Source organism: Solibacillus faecavium, from assembly GCF_014836905.1.
Taxonomy (GTDB): domain Bacteria; phylum Bacillota; class Bacilli; order Bacillales_A; family Planococcaceae; genus Solibacillus; species Solibacillus faecavium.
In genome coordinates this window covers 90355-110791 of record NZ_JACSPZ010000006.1, presented here as the reverse complement: position 1 = coordinate 110791, position 20437 = coordinate 90355, and the positions used below count along the sequence as shown (strand labels likewise).

At 38.0% G+C, this 20437-nt stretch carries 23 protein-coding genes; 9 read left to right on the top strand and 14 right to left on the bottom strand.

The window, feature by feature from the left end:
• Nucleotides 1-174 precede the first annotated feature (174 nt).
• Nucleotides 175-1842 carry an arginine--tRNA ligase gene (argS, locus tag H9635_RS13200; protein WP_191700772.1) on the bottom strand — a complete coding sequence of 556 codons (1668 nt, stop codon included), beginning with the start codon at nucleotides 1840-1842 and terminating at the stop codon, nucleotides 175-177.
• Nucleotides 1839-2282 carry a DUF1934 domain-containing protein gene (locus H9635_RS13195; RefSeq protein ID WP_191700771.1) on the bottom strand — a complete coding sequence of 148 codons (444 nt, stop codon included), beginning with the start codon at nucleotides 2280-2282 and terminating at the stop codon, nucleotides 1839-1841. The genes argS and H9635_RS13195 overlap by 4 nt, the downstream gene beginning before the upstream one ends.
• Nucleotides 2283-2476: 194 nt before the next feature.
• Here H9635_RS13195 and H9635_RS13190 point away from each other — a divergent pair, with 194 nt between their 5' ends.
• A complete protein-coding gene (locus H9635_RS13190; protein ID WP_191700770.1) occupies nucleotides 2477-3559 on the top strand; it encodes a diguanylate cyclase in 1083 nt (360 codons plus the stop codon).
• Between the two features lie 50 nt (nucleotides 3560-3609).
• Here H9635_RS13190 and speB read toward each other — a convergent pair whose 3' ends face one another.
• Entirely contained in the window at nucleotides 3610-4482 is an 873-nt protein-coding gene (speB, locus tag H9635_RS13185) for an agmatinase (RefSeq protein WP_191700769.1), read from the bottom strand.
• 329 nt (nucleotides 4483-4811) lie between these two features.
• Here speB and H9635_RS13180 point away from each other — a divergent pair, with 329 nt between their 5' ends.
• Complete coding sequence (locus H9635_RS13180) at nucleotides 4812-6869, top strand: transglycosylase domain-containing protein (protein ID WP_191700768.1); 2058 nt, start codon at nucleotides 4812-4814, stop codon at nucleotides 6867-6869.
• A 330-nt stretch (nucleotides 6870-7199) separates the two neighbouring features.
• On the opposite strand, the gene H9635_RS13175 is transcribed toward H9635_RS13180, so the two are convergent.
• Nucleotides 7200-7712, bottom strand: a complete 513-nt coding sequence (locus H9635_RS13175; protein ID WP_191700767.1) for a YwhD family protein — start codon at nucleotides 7710-7712, stop codon at nucleotides 7200-7202.
• A gap of 65 nt (nucleotides 7713-7777) precedes the next feature.
• Here H9635_RS13175 and H9635_RS13170 point away from each other — a divergent pair, with 65 nt between their 5' ends.
• On the top strand, nucleotides 7778-7963 hold the full coding sequence (locus H9635_RS13170; RefSeq protein WP_191700766.1) for a 2-hydroxymuconate tautomerase: 186 nt from the start codon (nucleotides 7778-7780) through the stop codon (nucleotides 7961-7963).
• Nucleotides 7964-8049: 86 nt separating this feature from the next.
• Here the strand turns inward: H9635_RS13170 and H9635_RS13165 are convergent, their stop codons facing one another.
• Nucleotides 8050-9357, bottom strand: a complete 1308-nt coding sequence (locus tag H9635_RS13165; protein ID WP_191700765.1) for an HD domain-containing protein — start codon at nucleotides 9355-9357, stop codon at nucleotides 8050-8052.
• Nucleotides 9358-9545: 188 nt separating this feature from the next.
• Entirely contained in the window at nucleotides 9546-9770 is a 225-nt protein-coding gene (locus H9635_RS13160; protein ID WP_008404549.1) for a DUF1450 domain-containing protein, read from the bottom strand.
• A 221-nt stretch (nucleotides 9771-9991) separates the two neighbouring features.
• Here H9635_RS13160 and H9635_RS13155 point away from each other — a divergent pair, with 221 nt between their 5' ends.
• Entirely contained in the window at nucleotides 9992-10633 is a 642-nt protein-coding gene (locus tag H9635_RS13155) for an RsfA family transcriptional regulator (RefSeq protein WP_191700764.1), read from the top strand.
• 14 nt (nucleotides 10634-10647) lie between these two features.
• Here the strand turns inward: H9635_RS13155 and H9635_RS13150 are convergent, their stop codons facing one another.
• Nucleotides 10648-11475 (bottom strand): lipoate--protein ligase family protein, encoded by an 828-nt coding sequence (locus H9635_RS13150; RefSeq protein ID WP_191700763.1) that lies wholly within the window; start codon nucleotides 11473-11475, stop codon nucleotides 10648-10650.
• 164 nt (nucleotides 11476-11639) lie between these two features.
• On the opposite strand from H9635_RS13150, the gene hemQ reads away from it, so the two are divergent.
• Nucleotides 11640-12377, top strand: a complete 738-nt coding sequence (hemQ, locus tag H9635_RS13145) for a hydrogen peroxide-dependent heme synthase (RefSeq protein WP_191700762.1) — start codon at nucleotides 11640-11642, stop codon at nucleotides 12375-12377.
• A 226-nt stretch (nucleotides 12378-12603) separates the two neighbouring features.
• On the opposite strand, the gene H9635_RS13140 is transcribed toward hemQ, so the two are convergent.
• Nucleotides 12604-12789, bottom strand: a complete 186-nt coding sequence (locus H9635_RS13140; protein ID WP_191700761.1) for a hypothetical protein — start codon at nucleotides 12787-12789, stop codon at nucleotides 12604-12606.
• A gap of 414 nt (nucleotides 12790-13203) precedes the next feature.
• Between H9635_RS13140 and gerQ the strand changes: the two genes are divergently transcribed.
• Complete coding sequence (gerQ, locus tag H9635_RS13135; protein ID WP_191700760.1) at nucleotides 13204-13515, top strand: spore coat protein GerQ; 312 nt, start codon at nucleotides 13204-13206, stop codon at nucleotides 13513-13515.
• A gap of 68 nt (nucleotides 13516-13583) precedes the next feature.
• Here gerQ and H9635_RS13130 read toward each other — a convergent pair whose 3' ends face one another.
• The 6 genes from H9635_RS13130 to H9635_RS13110 form a co-directional block, all read right to left on the bottom strand.
• Nucleotides 13584-15269: a methyl-accepting chemotaxis protein gene (locus tag H9635_RS13130; RefSeq protein ID WP_191700863.1), complete on the bottom strand. Its 1686-nt coding sequence runs from the start codon at nucleotides 15267-15269 to the stop codon at nucleotides 13584-13586.
• 20 nt (nucleotides 15270-15289) lie between these two features.
• Entirely contained in the window at nucleotides 15290-16465 is a 1176-nt protein-coding gene (locus tag H9635_RS13125) for a M20 family metallopeptidase (RefSeq protein WP_191700759.1), read from the bottom strand.
• 137 nt (nucleotides 16466-16602) lie between these two features.
• A complete protein-coding gene (locus tag H9635_RS13120) occupies nucleotides 16603-16980 on the bottom strand; it encodes a DUF423 domain-containing protein (RefSeq protein ID WP_191700758.1) in 378 nt (125 codons plus the stop codon).
• A gap of 53 nt (nucleotides 16981-17033) precedes the next feature.
• On the bottom strand, nucleotides 17034-17306 hold the full coding sequence (locus H9635_RS13115) for a YwdI family protein (protein WP_191700757.1): 273 nt from the start codon (nucleotides 17304-17306) through the stop codon (nucleotides 17034-17036).
• Nucleotides 17303-17485 carry a uracil-DNA glycosylase gene (locus H9635_RS19295; RefSeq protein ID WP_225223709.1) on the bottom strand — a complete coding sequence of 61 codons (183 nt, stop codon included), beginning with the start codon at nucleotides 17483-17485 and terminating at the stop codon, nucleotides 17303-17305. Before H9635_RS19295 ends, H9635_RS13115 begins: the two co-directional genes overlap by 4 nt.
• 39 nt (nucleotides 17486-17524) lie before the next feature.
• Entirely contained in the window at nucleotides 17525-18235 is a 711-nt protein-coding gene (locus H9635_RS13110; protein ID WP_191700756.1) for a uracil-DNA glycosylase, read from the bottom strand.
• A 162-nt stretch (nucleotides 18236-18397) separates the two neighbouring features.
• Between H9635_RS13110 and thiD the strand changes: the two genes are divergently transcribed.
• The 3 genes from thiD to bshB2 all read left to right on the top strand — a co-directional run bounded on the left by thiD (nucleotide 18398) and on the right by bshB2 (nucleotide 20399).
• Nucleotides 18398-19246 (top strand): bifunctional hydroxymethylpyrimidine kinase/phosphomethylpyrimidine kinase, encoded by an 849-nt coding sequence (gene thiD / locus H9635_RS13105; RefSeq protein WP_191700755.1) that lies wholly within the window; start codon nucleotides 18398-18400, stop codon nucleotides 19244-19246.
• A gap of 111 nt (nucleotides 19247-19357) precedes the next feature.
• Nucleotides 19358-19708, top strand: coding sequence for a YojF family protein (locus H9635_RS13100; protein ID WP_191700754.1), 351 nt, complete (start codon nucleotides 19358-19360; stop codon nucleotides 19706-19708).
• Nucleotides 19709-19721: 13 nt separating this feature from the next.
• On the top strand, nucleotides 19722-20399 hold the full coding sequence (bshB2, locus tag H9635_RS13095; RefSeq protein ID WP_191700753.1) for a bacillithiol biosynthesis deacetylase BshB2: 678 nt from the start codon (nucleotides 19722-19724) through the stop codon (nucleotides 20397-20399).
• Nucleotides 20400-20437 lie beyond the last annotated feature (38 nt).

Genomic DNA, 20437 nt, shown 5'->3' with positions numbered 1-20437 from the left:
GGTGGCGGGAGAAAGGAGAAAATATTCACGTTAATGTAGAACGTTACGACCCAAAAGGAGAACCTTTACAACAAAAGGTAGAAAGGCTCAGTTAAAAAGTAGAAACATCGCAATTCGAATGAAAAAACACCCTATTTTCCGTTAATAGAAAATAGAGTGTCGTGAAATTTTGGATTACATTTTCTCAGGTGCACTTACGCCGATTAATTTCAACGCATTTGCTAAAGTTGTTTTTACTGCTGTAATTAACGCTAAACGTGCTGCAGTTAACTCTTTATTATCTTGGTTTAATACTTTTTCAGCATTGTAGAAGCTATGGAATGCAGCTGCTAAGTCTTGAATATAGTTTGCGATACGGTGCGGTGTACGGTGTTTCGCTGCATCTGCCACGATTTGTGGGAATGCGCCGACCTTTTTCAGAACATCTTCTTCTTTTTCTGCTACAAGTAAGTTCAGGTTTTCTAATGATGCTTCAAAACCTTGCTCGCTTGCTGCACGTAAAATTGATGAGATACGTGCATGTGCATACTGCGCATAATACACTGGGTTTTCATTAGATTGTGATACTGCTAAGTCTAAATCGAAATCCATGTGTGAATCACCTGCAGTTTTTACGAAGAAATAACGTACTGCATCCAAGCCTACTTCTTCTACTAATTCACGCATAGTTACGGCGTTACCTGTACGCTTACTCATTTTGAACTTCTCACCGTTTTTGTAAAGCTGAACCATTTGAATTACTTCAACTTCCAATGTTTCACGCTCGTAGCCAAGTGCTTCAATCGCTGCTTTCATACGTGGGATATAACCGTGGTGATCAGCACCCCAAATATTGATTAATTTATCAAATCCGCGACGTAATTTATCTTCATGGTAAGCAATATCTGGTGTTAAATATGTGAATGAACCGTCGTTTTTAATTAATACGCGGTCTTTGTCATCGCCAAATGTAGTTGAACGGAACCAAGTTGCTCCATCTTCATCAAATACGTGTCCATTTGCCTTTAGTTTCTCTAGAGCAACATCGATTTTGCCGTTTTCATATAATGAAGTTTCAGAATACCAAACGTCAAATTCAACACGGAAGTTTTTCAGATCGTTTTGTAATTTTGCCAACTCTAGCTTCAAACCGTGCTCACGGAAAAATTTAAAACGTTCTTCTTCTGATTTATCTAAAATTGCAGCACCGAATTCTTCAGTTAACTTCCCTGCAATATCAATAATATCTTGTCCGTGGTAGCCATCTTCCGGCATCTCGGCATCCATACCTAAAGCTTGTTTATAGCGTGCTTCCAATGAGTAAGCTAAGTTGTTGATTTGGTTACCTGCATCGTTAATATAGTATTCACGAGATACATCAAAACCGGCAAAATCCATAACGTTACATAAAGAATCCCCTACAGAAGCACCGCGGGCATGTCCTAAGTGTAAGTCCCCAGTTGGGTTCGCTGATACGAACTCGACTTGTACTTTTTCCCCAGCTCCAGCAGTAGAACGACCGTAATTTTCACCTTGTTCGAATGCTGCTTTTACTACACCTGCTAAGAAGTCTTTACGAACTGTAATGTTTAGGAAGCCAGGACCTGCGATTTCGATTTTTTCGATATCTGTCCCTTCTGTTTTTACATTCTCTAAAATGCTTTCTGCAATGGCACGCGGTGGCTTTTTCGCCAATTTAGTTAATTGCATCGCTACGTTTGTAGCAAAATCACCGTTTGCTTTGTCTTTTGGTGTTTCCAGGTGAATATTTAGTTCTGTGCCAGCTTCGACTAAGCCTGCCTGATTGATCGCTGCTTTTAAAGCGTCTTTAATCGATTGCTGTAATTGTTCTACTGCATTCATGAATATACCTCCGTAAATTGAATTTCCAATGTGTATTGTCCGACAGAATTGCCGCCTATTATAAGATCATATTGCGTTTTAAAACGCCCTGATACTTTTTCGCTTTGTGTTACTTCAATGGATAACTGATGCGTATCGGTAACGATTGGCAATGATCCGAATGGACTTTCATAATGTCCATTTTCCCGTAAGCCCAGATTTAAAGGAAGACGCATGTTGACACCACCGCTTCGCATTATAAAGGCTTTCGCTTCATCTAGCTTTATCGTCGTTTGAATTCGTGTCTCTTCCTGAACTTCTTCATAGCGTAAATAATGATTTGCGCCTTTTTCTACACAGTTGCCTTCTAGCCACATTTCATATTTTTCAAGCTCGCCCTCGGTAGGAATGATGGAGGAAATTAGCTTAATTTTGACTGTTTTCCCATTCTCGTTCGCCACAGCAGTCAGCTCCTATGCATATATTTCTATAACCTTTTTATTATAGGATAAGTTCCTCTCTTTAAGCAACATCGAACTTAAACTTTGCCTTAGTACTTTTATCATCTAGTTTTGAGTATTTTTCCGTTATTTAAATCATTTTTATAGTATTTTGGGTAGAAAAGAGTAATGATTATTTTATAAAGGAGTTAATTATGTTTATCGAAATATTATCTTATTTTTGTATATTATTTACGTTTACACTTTTAATTTATTGGCCATTTATTAATTATTTTAAAATTACACCATTTATTAATCGATCAATTCCATATGTGACAGGTATAAAATTTGGCGTGACGGGGCTTATTTTAACTTATTCTGCAATACATCTTGTTGATGGCGTATTGGTAAATTCCCAGTTTATTTCCGTTCTGTTTAGTGGATTATTAGGTGGACCTTTTGCGATATTAATTAGCGGCCTAATTATAGGGATTGGTCGATTTTTCCTGTCAGAAATATCGATGGCTTCTACTATTTTTAACTACAATTTTATTTTACTAGTATTGGTGCTATTTCTAATTACACGAAGGTATGCAATGACCGCTAAAACAGTATTCATATATTTTTGGTTATGTTTGATTGAAACGATATTGATTTCTTTTATCGGACTTTGCTTTATTAGTAAGGGATTCGGATTCCTCCTGTTATATGGTTTATTTACTATTTTCGCATTTTACTTTATTTTCATCGTAATTCATCATGTAAAACGTACGAATGATACTGTACAGGAAACTACTTATTTGCGAAAAATTGATTATTTAACACAGTTGCCTAATACAGCAGAATTAGAGAAGTGTCTTCAACAACTTGTTAAGAAAAACGGTGTATTCAGTTTATTATTGGTAGATATTCGGGATTTTAAAATGATTAATTCCCGATACGGATTTTCAACAGGCGATTTAATTATTAAGCAGTTGGCTTTTCAGCTAAAAGAGTATGCAGCTAAAAATGATGCATTTGTTGCCCGGTTAGGCGGCGAGGAGTTTGCCATTATTTTAAGGGATATCCCTCCAGCTCTAGCGATTTTTGAGGCGGATAATTTAATAAAGACTATAGCCCAACAGCCTTTTAATGAAATAGGAAAAGAGGAAATTTATATATCCGTTACGATTGGATTAAGCTCTTATCCGGATAATGGCCCAAATTCACATAGTATGATTGAAAATTTAATTAGAGCTTCTCAACATGCCAAATCGAATCTAACATCAGGCTACTTTCATGCAAACAACTTAAAGTAAATACTTAAAAAGCGAGCGACAAAATTTCGTCGCTCGCTTTATTTTTCTTTTTATTTCACCCAACCTAAAATCATTTCGCGAATTAACTTTGCTGCTGTGTTTACTGTTATTTCTGAATGGTCGTAAATCGGTGCCACTTCTACAAGGTCAAAGCCGACAACATTAACTTCAGCGTGCGCGATTTCATGAATCGATGCTAAAAGTTCTTTTGGTGTAATGCCACCTGCATCTACAGTACCTGTGCCTGGAGCATGTGCCGGGTCCAATACATCAATATCAATTGTCACGTAAACATTGCGCCCTTTTAATGTTGGCAGGATTTGCTTTAAAGGCTCGAGTACTTCGAATAATGAAATGTGCATCCCGTTTTCCTTTGCCCACTGCAATTCTTCCTTTAAGCCTGAACGAATTCCGAATGAATAGACATTTTCAGGTCCGATTGTATCCGCAATTTTACGAATTGGCGTTGCATGTGAATACTGTTCACCTTCATAATCGGTACGCAAATCTGTATGCGCATCAAAATGAATAATTGCTAAATCATCATACTTTTCGTATACCGCTTCCATTACTGGCAATGATACTAAGTGTTCGCCACCCATGCCAACTGGAACTTTGTTGTCTGCCAATACTTTACGAACAAATGTCTTAATTTCCGCCAAAGATTTTTCCGGATTACCGAATGGCAACGGAATGTCTCCCGCGTCAAAAAATGGAACATCCGCTAATTCGCGGTCTAAGTAAAAACTGTATTCTTCCAAACCGACTGATACTTCACGGATTCTAGCTGGCCCAAAACGTTGACCTGGACGATAGCTTACTGTCCAATCCATTGGCATGCCGTAAAGAACTGCCTTACTTTCTTCGTAATTTTGGTGGCTTTTAATAAACATATTGCCAGCATAAGTTTCATCAAATCTCATTTACGATCACCTACATCCTTCTCTATTTTAAATTATCAATTATAAATCAATTTGTTCTCAATTTCGTATGCATAGCGACCGGTGATTTTGCTCATACTAAATCTAACAAATGAAACTTTTGATCGCTATTTTCGTATAATTAAGTACAACTGACAAAATTCGACATTGTGAATACGTATAGTCATAGCAGTATTAATGCTTATTTCCATTTAATGTGCTACGACAAAAGTATAGTTGTTTTCATTGAAAGTGCAATAGAATTTTTATAACTTTTCATAAATGACTGAAAATTTTTTGCTTACTATAAAAAAGAAATGAGGTGGAAAAACTTGAAAAGACAGCAATATAAAAAACGAAAAAGCCGTAAAAGATTTATAAAAAAAGTAGGACTCGTTACTATTGCCCTTTTATGTTTTTTCGCTGTAACGTTCCTTTCATTGCGTATATATGCACAAGTTGCCGGAGCACCACCACTTACTGTTCCGAAAGCTTCGATCTTTTTGGATAGCAACAATAATAAAATTGGCGATTATTTTACCGAGGAGCGTCGCTATTGGACAGAATTGGATGATATTTCACCTTATTTAATTGACGCTACTGTAGCCGTGGAAGATAAAGACTTCTTTGACCATAGTGGTTTTGACTATTCCCGAATTGCCGGTGCCGTTTTAGCAGATATTAAAGCGGGAGGTAAAGTCCAAGGAGCTAGTACACTCACTCAGCAATATGCGCGTAACCTTTATTTAACTCATGAAAAAACATGGACCCGAAAAATAAATGAAGCCTTATTTGCCTATCGTTTAGAATTATTTTACTCAAAAGAGGAAATTTTAGAAGGCTATTTAAATACGGTTTACTACGGACATGGAATGTATGGTGTAGAAGCAGCGAGCCGTTATTTTTATGACAAATCAGCAAAGGATTTAACATTAGCCGAAGCTTCTATGCTTGCCGGTGTTCCAAAAGGGCCGACGTATTATTCGCCACTAAATGATTTAAAAAAGGCGACAAATCGTCAGCAAGTTATTTTACGATTAATGGCTGATCAAGGAAAGATTACAGAAGATGAAAAAACACGTGCTACGTCTGAACAAGTTGTACTTAAAAGTGATCAATGGATTGCGTCAAAGTCGATAGCACCTTACTTTTTGGATGTTGTTAGGGAAGAAGCGACTGACATATTAAAATCCAAAAACCTTAGTATTAATGAAGGTGGATGGACGATTCAAACAACATTGAACCAGGCGCATCAGCGTGCAGCTGAAAATGCGATTGAAAAGAATATGCCTAATAGTGATTTACAAGTTGGTTTAGTCAGTATGGATGCGTACACTGGCTATGTAACAGCTCTTGTAGGAGGACGTGATTATGGTGTAAGCCCCTTTAATCGGGTCTCATTGGGAAATCGTCAACCCGGCTCCGCCATCAAGCCGATTTTATACGCAGCGGCTCTTGAAAAGAATTTTACCCCAATGTCGTTTTTGGATGTTAGTGAGACAACATTCACTTATGATAGTGGGCGAGCAACTTATACACCACAAAACGTCAATAATAAGTTTGCAGATCATGCCATTTCCTTAGCCCAAGCATTAGCTATTTCCGACAATATTTATGCAGTAAAGACATTGGAAGGGATCGGCTACCGTTCCTTCCGAGATATTCAAAAACGCTTTGGACTTCAATATTCTGAAAAAGATATCCCATCCATTGCTTTGGGAACCGCTGAAAATTCGCTGTATGATTTAACAAATGCATATAACATACTTGCAGCTGGTGGAGAAAAGAGAAAACCGGTTACCGTATTATCGATTACTGATGCAAAAGGGAAAGTTGTTTATAAATATAAAAAACCGGAGAAAGAACAAGTAATTTCTGAACAGGATGCTTTTGTTCTCACACAAATGATGACAGGAATATTCGATCCTGTATTCAGTGATTACTCTCCTGCAACCGGCCTATCTTTACGCTCTAGAATGTCCCACACGTATGCAGCAAAATCGGGGACGACAAATAGTGATCAATGGATGATTGGCTTTACACCTAGCTTAACTGCCGGTGTATGGAATGGCTATGACCAAGGGAAAACACTATCTGTGCAGGCAGATATGGCAGCTTCCAAACAAGTGTGGATCGATTTTATGGAAACCGCCCTTGATGGAAAAGCAAACGAAACTTTTAAAATGCCAAGTGGCGTCGAGCCTGTTACGGTTGATATTCTAAGTGGTAATTTAGCCGATGCCTCCTGTCCGAACCAGCGTGTCGTTTATATGAAAACGGCAGATATCCCAACGGAATCATGTGGAACATTCGATTTCTTCGATACTGATACATGGGGTAATTTCTTCGAAACATTACCATTTGAAGCATTTAAAGGTTTTTGGGACTAAAAATTAAAAAAGCTCTTTCGTTTCCGGTTCTAGTCCGTAAAACGAAAGAGCTTTTCTATTGTGGTTAACGAAAGGATGAGAATCATGGGGCATTCGGCTTGGGAATGTTCAAATGCCGCTTAATACTCATCACTATTCATTTTCCACGTGTCCTAGCCTACTACTTTGCAAGCTTTAAAATCAGTTTACTTTCTTTTGGAAGCAGTTTCAACCACCGATTAGTATGTTCTTTAAATGTCACATATTGTTCACCGGATGAATTCATTTTCCCAAAAAATAATTGACTGATTATAAATTTATTTGTGTCTTATATTTACCCTATAAGTAGTTTTACGCTAAATCATTTGCTAATTTTTCATCGCTATTGTTCCACATTTCTTCATTGTGGCTTTTCAGGAAGTCTGCCAATATTTTTTTCGATGGTGCATCCATATGGTCAACGATGATATGGCGCTTCATAGATTTATCCATTCTATTTACATGATCCGCCAATATTTTGTAGCCGCGGCGCTTTTCACGGTTCACAACCATTTCACATGCAGTTACGCCTGCAAAGTAGGCACCGGATTCCTTATGGTCAATCGTCACCCATACTAACCAGTAATTCTTCCCGCCTGCAGAGTCTTCACGGTTCGTTGTAAATTTAATGCCACGCTCTACTTCACTTTTTGCATGCATTGCACCTATATCAACAATCGCCGTTCCTTCTGCGACATCGACAATGACTGGCGACACATTTTCCAGAGAAAGTGAGCCAATGCCAAAACCTTTATGCCCATCGGTTGGATCATTTTTAATAATCGTAAAACCCATTTTTGGTTTAGATTTTTCTTCATTTGCCATTGTAAATACCTCCAAATACGCTAATATAAATACTATACACTATATCTTAACTAGGAGGCGACTATATGCCAATCGTTACAATTAAAATGGTTGAGGGGCGTACAGAAGAACAAAAGCGAGCGCTTGTAGAAGAAGTTACACAAGCTGTTTCAAAAACAGTTGACGCACCAGTAGAAAATGTATCCATTATTATCGAAGAAATGTCTAAAAACCACTTTGCAAAAGGTGGCGTGCGATACAGCGACAATTAATTTGTCCTATATTTCAGTTGACTACGCAGTAAACAATGAAATTGCAGTACAAAAGGGATGAATCTATAAATGATTCACCCCCTTTTTTATATATGCTCAATTAGTTTCTGTATTTCCTGACGTAAAGCTTCCGGAATGTTCTCGTCATCGAATAACTCTTCCGGGTAATAAACTTTATGGTCCACTTTTATACGGCCGGCAATTGCTTCAACTATTTGACTTTCCTCTGATAGCTCACACTGCCCACCGTCTTGCATAAGTAAGTATATCGGCTTTTTTGTCCCTTCAATTCCAGGTCGATAAAAGTCATATGGTAAATCGGATGTGGAATCATGTACTAAATAATAATCAGGGTCCATACCCGCCTCTAAAAATAGACGGCGCAGCTCTGCATAAACTTCAGGTTGCTTGAATGGGTTGAGATTTGTATATTGGAACAATTTCCGATTAACGAACCTTCTACATAAATCACGTAAAATCAGGTCCTCTTCCTTCATCCAAAATTGGAAGTATGCGAGCATAATACTTTCATCTAATGCAATATAATCTTCTAGCGTGACATCACCTTTGAAAAAAGCAATAAAAGGCGTTGGCTCATATTTAAACACATAATTACTAGCACATAACACTTTTACCCGCTTTAAAATATTATTGAGTACAACTTCTGCACTCCGTGATACAGGGTGGAAGTAAATTTGCAAATACATTTGGTAACGGCTCATAATATAATGCTCTACTGCATGCATTCCACTTTCTTTTATAACTACGCCATTTTCGCGGGGGCGCATAACACGCATAATACGTTCCATATCAAAATGACCGTAGCTAACGCCTGTATAATAAGCATCACGCTGTAAATAATCCATTCGGTCGGCGTCAATTTGACTTGAAATTAAGCTGACAACCAATTCATTCGGATATGTTTTTTCTATCACTTGGGCGACTTTCTCAGGGAAGTCCTGTGAAACCCTGCGCAGTACTGCATTTACTTCAGTCTCCCCTAGTAGAATTTGACGCGTAAAATATTCATGATCGGTCTCAAATACATTTTCAAAGGCATGGGAAAACGGGCCGTGCCCTAAATCATGCAAGAGCGCTGCACATAATACAAGTAACCTCTCAGATTCGTCCCATTCTTTTCTTCCTCTGAATACGTCATCTACAATACGGCGTACAATTTCGTACACTCCTAGTGAGTGATTAAAACGGCTATGCTCCGCTCCGTGAAACACTAAATATGTGGTACCTAGCTGTTTAATACGGCGCAGTCTTTGAAATTCTCTTGTTTTTATTAAATCCCAAATCACTTGATCCCTAACATGAATATAACGATGGACAGGGTCTTTAAAAACTTTTTCCTCTTGCAGTTTTGTTTTTGCATATGTCGTCAACATAGCCGACCTCCTTATCCCTTTTCCTTATTATAAGTGAGTTCTCAGTGAAAAAGAAATGAATCCATTAGGCAAAGGCATTATTGCCTTAAATTCTTTAAATTCTTTATAGATTATTTTCATCTGCAAAACCCTTATAAACGCGAAAAGGACCTATTCTGAAAATTATTTCAGGACTGGTCCTTACGTCGTTACTTTTTTAGTTTGTCGAGTACCTTTACCATTAACTCCTCTTCAGTTAATGCGGCAACCGGACGATTATTTACAAATGTAAATGTTTTTTTGCGGCCTGGACCACAGTATGAATGACAGCCAATTTCAATCGTTGCTTCTGGATCAATTTCTTTTAATTTTGGAATTAACGTCTTTAAATTAACGGCCTGACATTCATCGCAAACGTGAAATAAGTTTGCCATAGTGTCAACACCTTTCTCTTAGCTATTTTAACCTATTCTTTATTGTATCGCATATTGCTTATTCCATTCAAGTATATACTAGCAATTCCGTCAAAGGTCTGATAGGAATATATTTCTCATTATTCTATCAACAATTTACGATATAGTGAATAAATGTTTTCCTCTTTGGACATGATAGATTTACAACAACAAAACTATCAAAAGATCAGGGGGAGTTTTAAATGACAAAAACAAGACAAGATGCGTGGGTAAAAGAGAATGATGAGTTATTAGCAGAAGCTGTTTTGCGCCATGTTAAAGAAGGAAGCACACAGCTTAATGCTTTTGAAGAGGCTGGTGATCTACTGAACCGAACAGCTGCAGCGTGTGGTTTCCGCTGGAATGCAGTAGTACGACGCATTTACGAGGAAGATTTAGCACAGGCGAAAAAGGAACGAAAAGAGCGTATGCGTATGATGAATACAGCAACAAAGCGAAGAACAACGCCTTTATACTTAATGCCTTCAAATGAAAATCAGCCGACTTCCATTCCACTATCGGCATTATCATTGGATATCGTTATTGCATATTTAGTAAAGTTGCAACATACGAACTCAAATGAACAAGATTTAGTGAAGTGGCGTAAATTAACATCACTGTTAACAGAACAAAAGAATCAGCTTGAACAACAATTGGCTGCACTTCAAAAAGAAAATAAAGCGATTAAAGAAGATTACGAGCAATTTGTATCTATTATGAATCGCGCTAGAAGACTTGTGGCACTAGAAGATTCAGAGCCGAATGCACCAACATTCAAAATGGAACGAAACGGTAACTTAATTTCACAATCATCATTAAATGATTCAGGCGAAGCGCTATATTAGCACCTCGCCTTTTTTTATTTATTTAACATTGATTCATTGCGTTTCAATACGCGTTGTAAATAATATTCATATAGTTCCATTTCACTTTGCTGCAATGGTTTTTCATTTAACTGTCCATTCCATTGATCTAATAATTTTCGGAGGCGCTCATTCACTTGGGACACAGTGATGTCTTGTCCTGTCAGTTGCTGTAATGAGGCCATAACGTCTGGTTTAATGTCCGGATATTGAAATTTCGTTTCCTCACCTTTTAGACCTGCCCCGTAAAATTGCTTAATCAGCTCTGCTCGCTCACTTCCGCTACCCTCTACACATAAGTAGATTTGTACAGCAATTCCATTTTTCATACGGCGCTGTGATATTCCGGCAAACTTTTTACCATCGATACTTAAATCATATGAACCTGGACAATACGAGCCAACAATTTCATATGCTTCTATTTTAGTTGCGACTTCCGGAAAAAGCTGTCGAATCAATTCAACCATCATTTCAAAGGCATTGTTAATACTAAGAGGTTTGTCTTCCCCTATGACAATGGAAATGTTCAGCACTCCCCCGTCCAGTACAACAGCTAACCCTCCTGAATTCCGGACAATCGGTTCATGACCGTGCAAAATTAATGTTTGCATGCCTTCTTCTATATGCGGTAATCGGTGATCCTGAATGCCTAACACTACTGAATCATCATGCACCCATGTACGAATTGTGGCATCTGACATGTGCTGTCCAACAAGATGGCAAAGTGTGTCATCCATCGCAAATGACTCTAAAGGTGAGCGTTTGTTTGCACTAATCGATTGATCAATGAATCGCCACTTCGTTTGTTTTAAAATTTCGTTCATACATATACTCCTAGCTTAATTTCTCTTCACTTTAGCATACCTCAATTCAAAGTGATGTCAAATTGGTGAAAATATCGATTATGCAGGGTTGAAATGATTTTTTTTTATTGATTTATGCTACACTAACTGTGAATCATTTTCATTTACAAGGAGTGTTTAAGCACATGAATGAAGCAGCAATTACTTTAGATGGCTGGTATGCATTACATGATTTCCGTTCGATTGATTGGGCATCATGGAAATTAGTTTCAGCTGAAGAACGCGAAGCCGCTACGAAAGAATTTATCGCATTTTTAGAAGACTTAAATAAAGATACAGGTTCGAATGCTTTCTACTCTATTATTGGTCAAAAAGCAGACTTCATGATGATGACATTACGCGAAACACCGGAAGAGCTAGGAGAAATCGAAACAAAATTTGCTAAATTGGCAATTGCAGATTTCACTATTCCAACCTATTCTTACGTTTCGATTGTAGAATTATCAAACTACCTAGCTGGTAAGTCGGATGAAGATCCATACCAAAACCCACATGTACGTGCGCGTTTATATCCTGAATTGCCAAAGTCAAAATATGTTTGCTTCTATCCAATGGATAAAAAGCGCGATGGCAATGACAACTGGTACATGCTTTCAATGGAAGATCGTAAAAAACTGATGTATGACCACGGTCTAATCGGACGCAGCTATGCAGGTAAAATCAAACAAATCATCACTGGTTCAGTTGGATTGGACGATCATGAGTGGGGCGTTACATTATTCTCTGATGATATGCTTCAATTCAAAAAAATCGTTTACGAAATGCGCTTTGATGAAGTATCAGCCCGCTATGGCGAGTTTGGTGAGTTCCTAGTAGGTAACTTATTAGACAATGAAAAACTGGAAAAATTATTAGCGATTTAATACTCATATACCCGTTCAACCTCTTGATATTTGGTTTATCCATTCATTCGAGTTGCTGAACGGGTTTATTTATGACCTCAAGTTAACGAGAAAATTTTTATATTAAACACTTTTCCCTTATTTATCATCAATCGTCCCCACTTATTCACCACTCCCCTATACATAATCGACATTTTATGATGCATATTCGCCACCTTCCCCATGAAATGGAAAAAAGATGAGTCGATTAGTTCGACTCACCTTCGGTATGATCATCCTGTAATTTTAAAATAATAATAATGGTATTAATGAACAAACCCGTTACGATGAGAAGGATTAGTAAATACCAATGAATCGGTTGTTCATAGAATATCGCAACTGCATAGGACAAAAATGCACTAATTATTATCCCTAACCATATACCTATTTTCATGAGGTTCCACTCCCGCGATTTTCATTAACAATGGGCAACAATCTTCTATTTATGTAATTTATATTACCCATTTCATTAAAATTTATTACATCTCCCCAAATAAATTACTCTATAGTATGTTAGGTATTCAAAAAATAACACTGTATCGGTGTTCAACTTTTTTTTTATGCATATACTAAAACGAAAAAGGAGGTTACTTAGAACGCCTATAGTTCAAACAAAAGATAATCTTCCTGTTCGATTAAGACGCTACAAAAGGTTATTCAGTTGACCTGCCTAGTAGTATGGACAATAGCGTAGTAGTCACATATTGAATCTGAGTGTGATGAGTATCGGCAACTGCAACTTGTCTAGCGGTAAACTAAATTTATTTAATGAAAGGATGCAAAATTGACTTATTACTGGACGTCTCCAATGCAACAAATGAACCCTTCGGCGGTTACAATGCCTTCGACTATGCAAGGGGTAGGCTTTCCACGAGAGGAATCCTATATTGAAAATATTCTACGGTTAAATCGTGGGAAACCAGGTACGTTTTATTTTTCATTTGATAATGCGGTAGCTGGCAGCAATACGCGTGCTGTTCGCGGTGTTGTCGAAGCAGCAGGACGCGACCATGTTATTTTACGTGATTTAAAGAATAACCATCGCTTCTTGTTCCCGATGATTTACTTTGATTATGCTGAATTTGATGAGGAATTAAGCTACTTTACACAAACACCTTAATAGGCGGTAAGTCTTTTAAGGTGCATGAAAAAGCAAGGTGCCTTCACAAAGCACCTTGCTTTTTATATTTACACTTTAAATTGCTGTATTTCCTGTTGTAGGTTTTGGGCATTGTCACTTAATGTAGCTGCCACTGCATTGACTTGCTGCATCGTTGCCGTTTGTTCTTCCACGGCTGCTGCTATCATTTCGAGGTGGCTACTCGATTCGTTTGAGCCATTGGCAATTTCATTTACCGAAGCAGTTACTTGTTCTGCACTTGCCGAAAGCTGTTCCGATGTAGCTGAAATTTCTTCTATTTGCATAGACATTTCGGTTACTGCATCCACAATCGATGTAAATGATTGTCCTGCATTTGTAATGATATTCACTCCGTCGTTTACAGATATTAAAGAATCCGATACAGCACGCTCGACATTTTCTGTATCTGCTTTAATTTCAAGTGTTAAGTTGACGATTGAATTGGCTGAGTTTTTCGATTGCTCCGCCAGCTTACGTACTTCATCCGCTACAACTGCAAATCCTTTTCCGTGCTCCCCTGCCCGTGCTGCTTCAATGGCAGCATTTAATGCAAGCAGATTCGTTTGATCTGTAATTGCCGTAATAATTTGCGAGATATTATTGATTTCCTCTGTTTGTTGGGCAAGCTTTTGCACTAAATCATTAACTGAATTTGTAGAGGAACTAATAATTTTCATTTGCTGTTGTGCATCATGAATAATTTGACCACCATTTCTCGCTGTTTGTGTTGCATCAACAGAATTGCCATGTAATTTTTGAGTCGCTTCTGCAATTCGCTGTACTCCGGCTGCTGTCTCTTCCATTGCACGAGCACTTTCGTTCGAAGCATGTGCAGAGATTTGAGATCTTTCTGCGGTATGACTAACACGTGTCGTCACATCTTCTGTTGTTGCCGTAATTTCTTCTGTACTCGCTGAAAGTTCTTGCGCAGCAGCACTTACTTGCTCTGAATTCATTTGCATATTTTTAATAAGGTTAGCTAAATTGCTTTTCATCAAATTGAAGGATTTACTTAGCTGACCGATTTCGTCAGTTGTTTTCACAACAAAATCCTGCTGTGATAAGTCTCCTGATGCAATAATATTCGCTTCTTTTACTATGTTCTTTAACGGTGATGTAATTGTTTTACGAATAAATAACATCACAAGTACAGCTATAAATATACTAATTGCCAAGGCAATACTTGCAACCGTTTGAGAAAAGGAAATTGAATTGGCGGCTTTTGTACTAATCACTTCAAGCTGCTGCTCCTGATATGAAACAATCTGATTTGTCACATCAAACATGCCGTTACTTGCCACATGAAGCTTCGTATTAATAAATCCATTTGCCAGTATTTGGTCTCCGCGATTATATGCATCGACCATATCTAGGTAACCATTGTTAAAATCATCTCGGAATTTCTTTACTTGCTCCATATATTCCTGCATTGCATTACTTACAACCAATGATTCCAAATAATCAATTTCCGTGTCCAATAATTCATTGTACTGCTTAAAGTTATCGAAAGATTCCTCTTTGCCGTCCAACACGATGGCACGTGCATACATCCCTTGCATCCCTATATTCAGGCGGATTTGATCAACCGTACGGATTTGCTCAACACGATGGTTGAGTGCTTCATCCATATCTCCCTTAATTTTATTTAAACTAATAAAGTTAAGAACTACAGTAATCGTAATTAAGACAATCATTAAAATGAAAGCAGAATTTAACTTTTTCCCAACACTCATTTTGATATCCCTTCCTTCTGTCAATCATTCTCTAGAAAGTCCAATGCAGCCTGTCCTAAAACTTTTGCGGCAATCAGCATGGCTCTTTCATCAAAATTAAATTTGGCATGATGATGTGGGTAAACCGTTTCCCACTGTGGATCTTTGGCTCCAGTAAAGAAAAATGTGCCTGGAATATGCTGCATATAATAGCCATAATCCTCACCAATCATAAACGGAGGACACTCCGTCACCTTTTCTACTCCACTTGTTTGCTCTGCTACTTTTGCTATAAACTTTGTTTGTTCTTCATGGTTAACAACAGGTGGATATCCATCAAAATATTCATAACTATACGTAGCGTGCATTCCTAAACAAGTTGCTTTTAACAATAATTCGATTTCTTCTTTTATTTGCCTGCGGACCTGTTCATCTAGAGCACGTACTGTCCCTTGTATTTTCACTGTATCGGCGATGACATTAAACGGATTGATTGCTTCAAACTGACCAATTGTCACAACCCCCGATTGCAGCGGTGCGATCCGGCGGGAAATAATCGTCTGTACTTGTGTAACAAAGTGGGCTCCTACGACTATTGCATCCACCGAATGCTGTGGCTCTGCGCCATGTCCGCCCTTACCTTGAATTACAATTTCAAATCGGTCTGCTGCTGCCATAATTGCCCCATCTTTTACAAGCACTTCTCCTAATGGGGTTGGTGCCCATAAATGTGTCCCAAAAATAACGTCCACACCGTCTAGGCAGCCATCTTCAATCATGGCCAATGCACCACCAGGAGCTAACTCCTCTGCATGCTGATGAATAAAAACAATATTACCGGACAATTGATCCTGCATACCGACCAATACTTTTGCTAAAACGAGTAATGTTGCCGTATGACCGTCGTGACCACACGCATGCATTACACCATCGTTTTTAGATTTATAAGGCACATCATTTAATTCCTGAATAGCCAATGCATCAAAATCCGCACGTAAAGCAACCGTTTTTCCTGGCTTGGTACCTCTTAGTGTGGCTACAACTCCACGTCCCCCTACATACTCGCGCACTTCTAATCCAAGCTCACGATGAAAATTTGCAATATATGCGGGTGTATGTACTTCCTCATGCGATACTTCAGGATGCTCATGTAAATAGCGACGTATAATCACCATTTCTTCAAAATGATCTTCCAGCTTTAATAATAATTGGTTCATTTTCCTTACCCCTTTACTAACCTACTTTATAACTATACAATAAATTCAAACAATTTAGATAAAAGATTTATTTTTCCTAGTAAAATAATAAAAAAAGCATATACTACCATTTTTAGGAGTATATGCTTTCTATTTACCTATGACTTTTTTACTACTGATATTATAACCATTATCCAACCAATTAAAAATAGGACACCACCGATAGGAGTAATAGCTCCCAATATGCCGATTCCTGTTAAAGCTAATAGCATTAGACTTCCTGCAAAAATGACGATTCCTGCATTAAAACAAATCATTGCTATTTTCAATTGCTTTACTTCACCTAAAATAGCCTTTGACATTAATATACCGACTAATATGAGTGCTGTTGCATGGAACATTTGATATTGTATGGCTGTATCCCATATTCCTGTACTGTAGTCATCTAGCATATCATCCAGTGCATGTGCTGCGAATGCGCCTAATGCAACTGCTAAAAAGCCATGAATCGCTCCTGATATTATTGAACCTTTCATTATCTTACCTCTTTCTTTTATATATTCAACGATTCCCTATTTAGTAATAACAATTAAAAATCAAAAAGTGAATCCCCATTTGCATCCTCTTCCTCGAGCTTTTGCGACGGAATTGCAACAGGCTGTGTATATACAGGTGAGGAAACAGTCGTACTAACAAGATTTGTAGCCGGGAGCTTTGTAGAGTTTATTTTTTCGTCCAATACGACATCACACAATGCACGAATAGCCGTGAGCTTTTCACGAGCCCGTTGCTCCGTTGTCGCATGAGTAGCTTCTGCGGTCAACTTTTCAATTTGTTTGATGATTGTTTCATACGTGATCATCTCCCATTGTCCCCTCCTCTATTTTTCGGCACAAACTTTAAGCAATCCATTCCCGATGACTGTTTTACAACGAGAGATGGTAGCTGCTTCGTTTTAAAACCATAAGCCGTACACCCGCGCGGATTATTTTGATCCCATGTCACACGGAAAAAATGACATTTAAAGCAATCAACTTTCATTTGCCGCTCCCTCTCTTTCTATCATTACTTTACCATGCTTCACAGTAAAAGTTTAGATTGTTTAGAACCATTCTCATCTAAACACCAATTTATGGGCTTTTCACCTATCGACTGAAGTGCTTCATTTGTTTTTGAGTAGGGTCTGCTTCCAAAAAATCCACGATGGGCACTTAATGGGCTTGGGTGAGGTGCCTGGAGAATAATATGCTTATCGGAAATTCGTTCAATTAAAATCCGTTTACTTTGCGCTGGCTTTCCCCATAATAAAAAGACGATTGGTTGAACGCGCTCTGCAAGTTTTTCGATAACTGCATCAGTAAACTGTTCCCATCCTTGTCCTTTATGAGAATTCGCTTTTCCTGCCTGGACAGTTAATACAGTATTCAGCAATAAAACACCTTGTTTTGCCCAAGATGTTAAGTCTCCACGCTCAGGTATTTCGCAGCCCATGTCCTGCTGTAACTCTTTCATCATATTTCTTAAGCTTGGTGGCAATTTTTGACCTTGTTCGACCGAAAAACTAAGTCCATGCGCCTGGTTGGGACCATGATATGGATCTTGTCCTAAAATGACTACTTTAACCGAATCATAATCTGTCAGCATAAAGGCATTTAAAATATGTTCTTTTTTTGGATAAACAGTTTCCAACTCATACTGCGTGGATAAAAAACTTTGCAGGTTTTTATAATAAGACTGCTGCACTTGTGCTGCCAAAATTTCCTTCCAACTATTAGTTAATTGTTCAATCATAGTTTCACCTCACCTCAAACGGTATTGAAATTTATAGAGAAGTTCAAGTAATTTCTTCTGACCTTAAAGTTTTTTCTTTTTCTGGCTATTTTTATATAGTCAGATAAGCGCTATACTAAGCATTATTATTATTCGAATATTCACTTTAAGGAGATATGTTTTATGACACTAAAAAAAACTTTAACAATTGCAGGTTCTGACACTTCCGCAGGTGCAGGGATGCAGGCAGATTTGAAAGCTTTCCAGGAACATGGTACTTACGGAATGGTCGCATTAACAGTAGTCGTAACAATGGATCCTATAACTTGGAGCCATACTGTGACACCATTGCCGACAGACCTTTTGCAAAAACAAATCGATACAGCCCTTTCTACAGGAGTAGATGCAATTAAAACAGGAATGCTTTCTACAGAAGAGATTATACAAATGGCATCACAGGCCATTCAATCTTCAGGAACGGATAAAGTAGTTATCGATCCAGTAATGGTATGTAAAGGCGATGACGAAGTATTAAATCCTGGCAATACAACAGCTATGGTTAATTATCTATTACCTTATGCTACAGTAGTTACACCTAACCTTTTTGAAGCAGGTCAACTGGCTGGAACAGGTACACCAAAATCAATTGAGGAAATGCAGGCTGCCGCAGTAAAAATACATGAGCTTGGGGCAAAAAATGTTGTCATTAAAGGCGGAAAAGCATTAGTACATGATAAAGCGGTTGATTTATTTTATAATGGACAGGAATTCAAATTACTTGAATCCGAAAAAGTCACTTCAACTTATAATCATGGGGCAGGCTGTACATTTGCAGCTAGTATTTGTGCCAATTTAGCAAATGGTCTTTCTGTTGAAGAATCCGTAATAGAAGCGAAGGAATTCGTTTCGGCTGCAATTAAACATGGCTGGGCTTTAAACGACCATGTCGGTCCAGTTATGCATGGTGCTAAACCCCGATTTGGCGCACCGAAAGTAACGGTCACAACGATCCCTAACTACATTAATGCATAAAATATACTAAGTCGCACAGGAATTCGCTTCTTGTGTGACTTTTTCTTTTCATACTCCACAAAATTTGACTATACTATTAACAGATAGATTCGAAAGGAGTTAATAAGAGTGATGAAGGAAGTAAATACTAACGAGCTCCAGGAATTACTTAATTCTTTTGCGAACAAAGACGTTTTTATTCATCTAGAAACTACGAATGGCTCTTATGCAACACACTATAATGAAAACTTTTTCAATGCAGGGGCGTTTATCCGCAATGTACAATTACGTTATGAATTAGGGAAAGTTGTAGGAGATGCCCCGCACCGTGTTGGCTTGAAAATGCCACATGGTTGGGTATATGCACAAGGAATTACACATTTTGAATTAGACGATCAAGGTCGCTTATTAATGGCTGGAATTGATAATACAGGAAAGCTAGCGATTGCGTTGGAAATTAGCGAATCGCCATTTGCTTATTAAGGAGGTTGCTTACATGACATTACAAGAAGAACGCCATGTTTTGGTCGTTTACCCTCACCCAGATGATGAAGCCTTTTCGGTTGCAGGTACATTACGCTTATATCACAATATGGGAGTTCCTGTTACATATGCTTGTTTAACATTAGGGGAAATGGGCCGGAATCTAGGAAACCCTCCGTTCGCCACTCGTGAATCATTACCGGAAATACGTAGAAAAGAACTGATTGCTGCTTGTGAAGCAATGGGTATAGAAGATTTACGTATGATGGGTTTACGTGATAAAACGGTGGAATTTGAAGATGATGAAAAGATGATCAAACTCGTAACCGATTTAATTGTGGAACTTAATCCTTCTTTAATTTTCACATTTTTACCTGGTTTTGCAGTGCACCCTGATCATGAAGCAACTGGTCGTGCAGTAGTAGAGGCCGTTCGTCGAATTGATAAGCAATATCGTCCTCGTATTTTAGCATGCGCTTTTGCCAACGATACAGTCGAGAAAAATGGAGAGCCCGATGTAACAATAGATATTAGCTCTGTCAAAGAAGACAAATTAAAGGCGTTAAAAGCCCATATTTCCCAAACTGGCTGGATGTTGCAAGAAACAGAAAAACGTATCGATGAAGGTGAAGTTTTATCGGACAGCTGGTTAAATACTGAAAAATTTTATAATGTTACATTTAACGATTAATTCTTTCTATATTCTTAAATGGTATAGAATTTACATCA

Bases quoted from the DNA above. Each gene is read 5' to 3' on its own strand.
- H9635_RS13120 (WP_191700758.1), bottom strand. From the start codon at position 16,980: ATGAAAGGTTCAATAATATCAGGAGCGATTCATGGCTTTTTAGCAGTT.
- H9635_RS13155 (WP_191700764.1), top strand. From the start codon at position 9,992: ATGACAAAAACAAGACAAGATGCGTGGGTAAAAGAGAATGATGAGTTA.
- hemQ (WP_191700762.1), top strand. From the start codon at position 11,640: ATGAATGAAGCAGCAATTACTTTAGATGGCTGGTATGCATTACATGAT.
- H9635_RS13100 (WP_191700754.1), top strand. From the start codon at position 19,358: ATGAAGGAAGTAAATACTAACGAGCTCCAGGAATTACTTAATTCTTTT.
- H9635_RS13175 (WP_191700767.1), bottom strand. From the start codon at position 7,712: ATGGCAAATGAAGAAAAATCTAAACCAAAAATGGGTTTTACGATTATT.
- H9635_RS13110 (WP_191700756.1), bottom strand. From the start codon at position 18,235: ATGATTGAACAATTAACTAATAGTTGGAAGGAAATTTTGGCAGCACAA.
- H9635_RS13130 (WP_191700863.1), bottom strand. From the start codon at position 15,269: ATGAGTGTTGGGAAAAAGTTAAATTCTGCTTTCATTTTAATGATTGTC.
- H9635_RS13150 (WP_191700763.1), bottom strand. From the start codon at position 11,475: ATGAACGAAATTTTAAAACAAACGAAGTGGCGATTCATTGATCAATCG.
- argS (WP_191700772.1), bottom strand. From the start codon at position 1,842: ATGAATGCAGTAGAACAATTACAGCAATCGATTAAAGACGCTTTAAAA.
- H9635_RS13125 (WP_191700759.1), bottom strand. From the start codon at position 16,465: ATGAACCAATTATTATTAAAGCTGGAAGATCATTTTGAAGAAATGGTG.
- H9635_RS13140 (WP_191700761.1), bottom strand. From the start codon at position 12,789: ATGAAAATAGGTATATGGTTAGGGATAATAATTAGTGCATTTTTGTCC.
- H9635_RS19295 (WP_225223709.1), bottom strand. From the start codon at position 17,485: ATGAAAGTTGATTGCTTTAAATGTCATTTTTTCCGTGTGACATGGGAT.
- thiD (WP_191700755.1), top strand. From the start codon at position 18,398: ATGACACTAAAAAAAACTTTAACAATTGCAGGTTCTGACACTTCCGCA.
- H9635_RS13170 (WP_191700766.1), top strand. From the start codon at position 7,778: ATGCCAATCGTTACAATTAAAATGGTTGAGGGGCGTACAGAAGAACAA.
- H9635_RS13190 (WP_191700770.1), top strand. From the start codon at position 2,477: ATGTTTATCGAAATATTATCTTATTTTTGTATATTATTTACGTTTACA.
- bshB2 (WP_191700753.1), top strand. From the start codon at position 19,722: ATGACATTACAAGAAGAACGCCATGTTTTGGTCGTTTACCCTCACCCA.
- H9635_RS13160 (WP_008404549.1), bottom strand. From the start codon at position 9,770: ATGGCAAACTTATTTCACGTTTGCGATGAATGTCAGGCCGTTAATTTA.
- gerQ (WP_191700760.1), top strand. From the start codon at position 13,204: ATGCAACAAATGAACCCTTCGGCGGTTACAATGCCTTCGACTATGCAA.
- H9635_RS13115 (WP_191700757.1), bottom strand. From the start codon at position 17,306: ATGATCACGTATGAAACAATCATCAAACAAATTGAAAAGTTGACCGCA.
- H9635_RS13165 (WP_191700765.1), bottom strand. From the start codon at position 9,357: ATGTTGACGACATATGCAAAAACAAAACTGCAAGAGGAAAAAGTTTTT.
- speB (WP_191700769.1), bottom strand. From the start codon at position 4,482: ATGAGATTTGATGAAACTTATGCTGGCAATATGTTTATTAAAAGCCAC.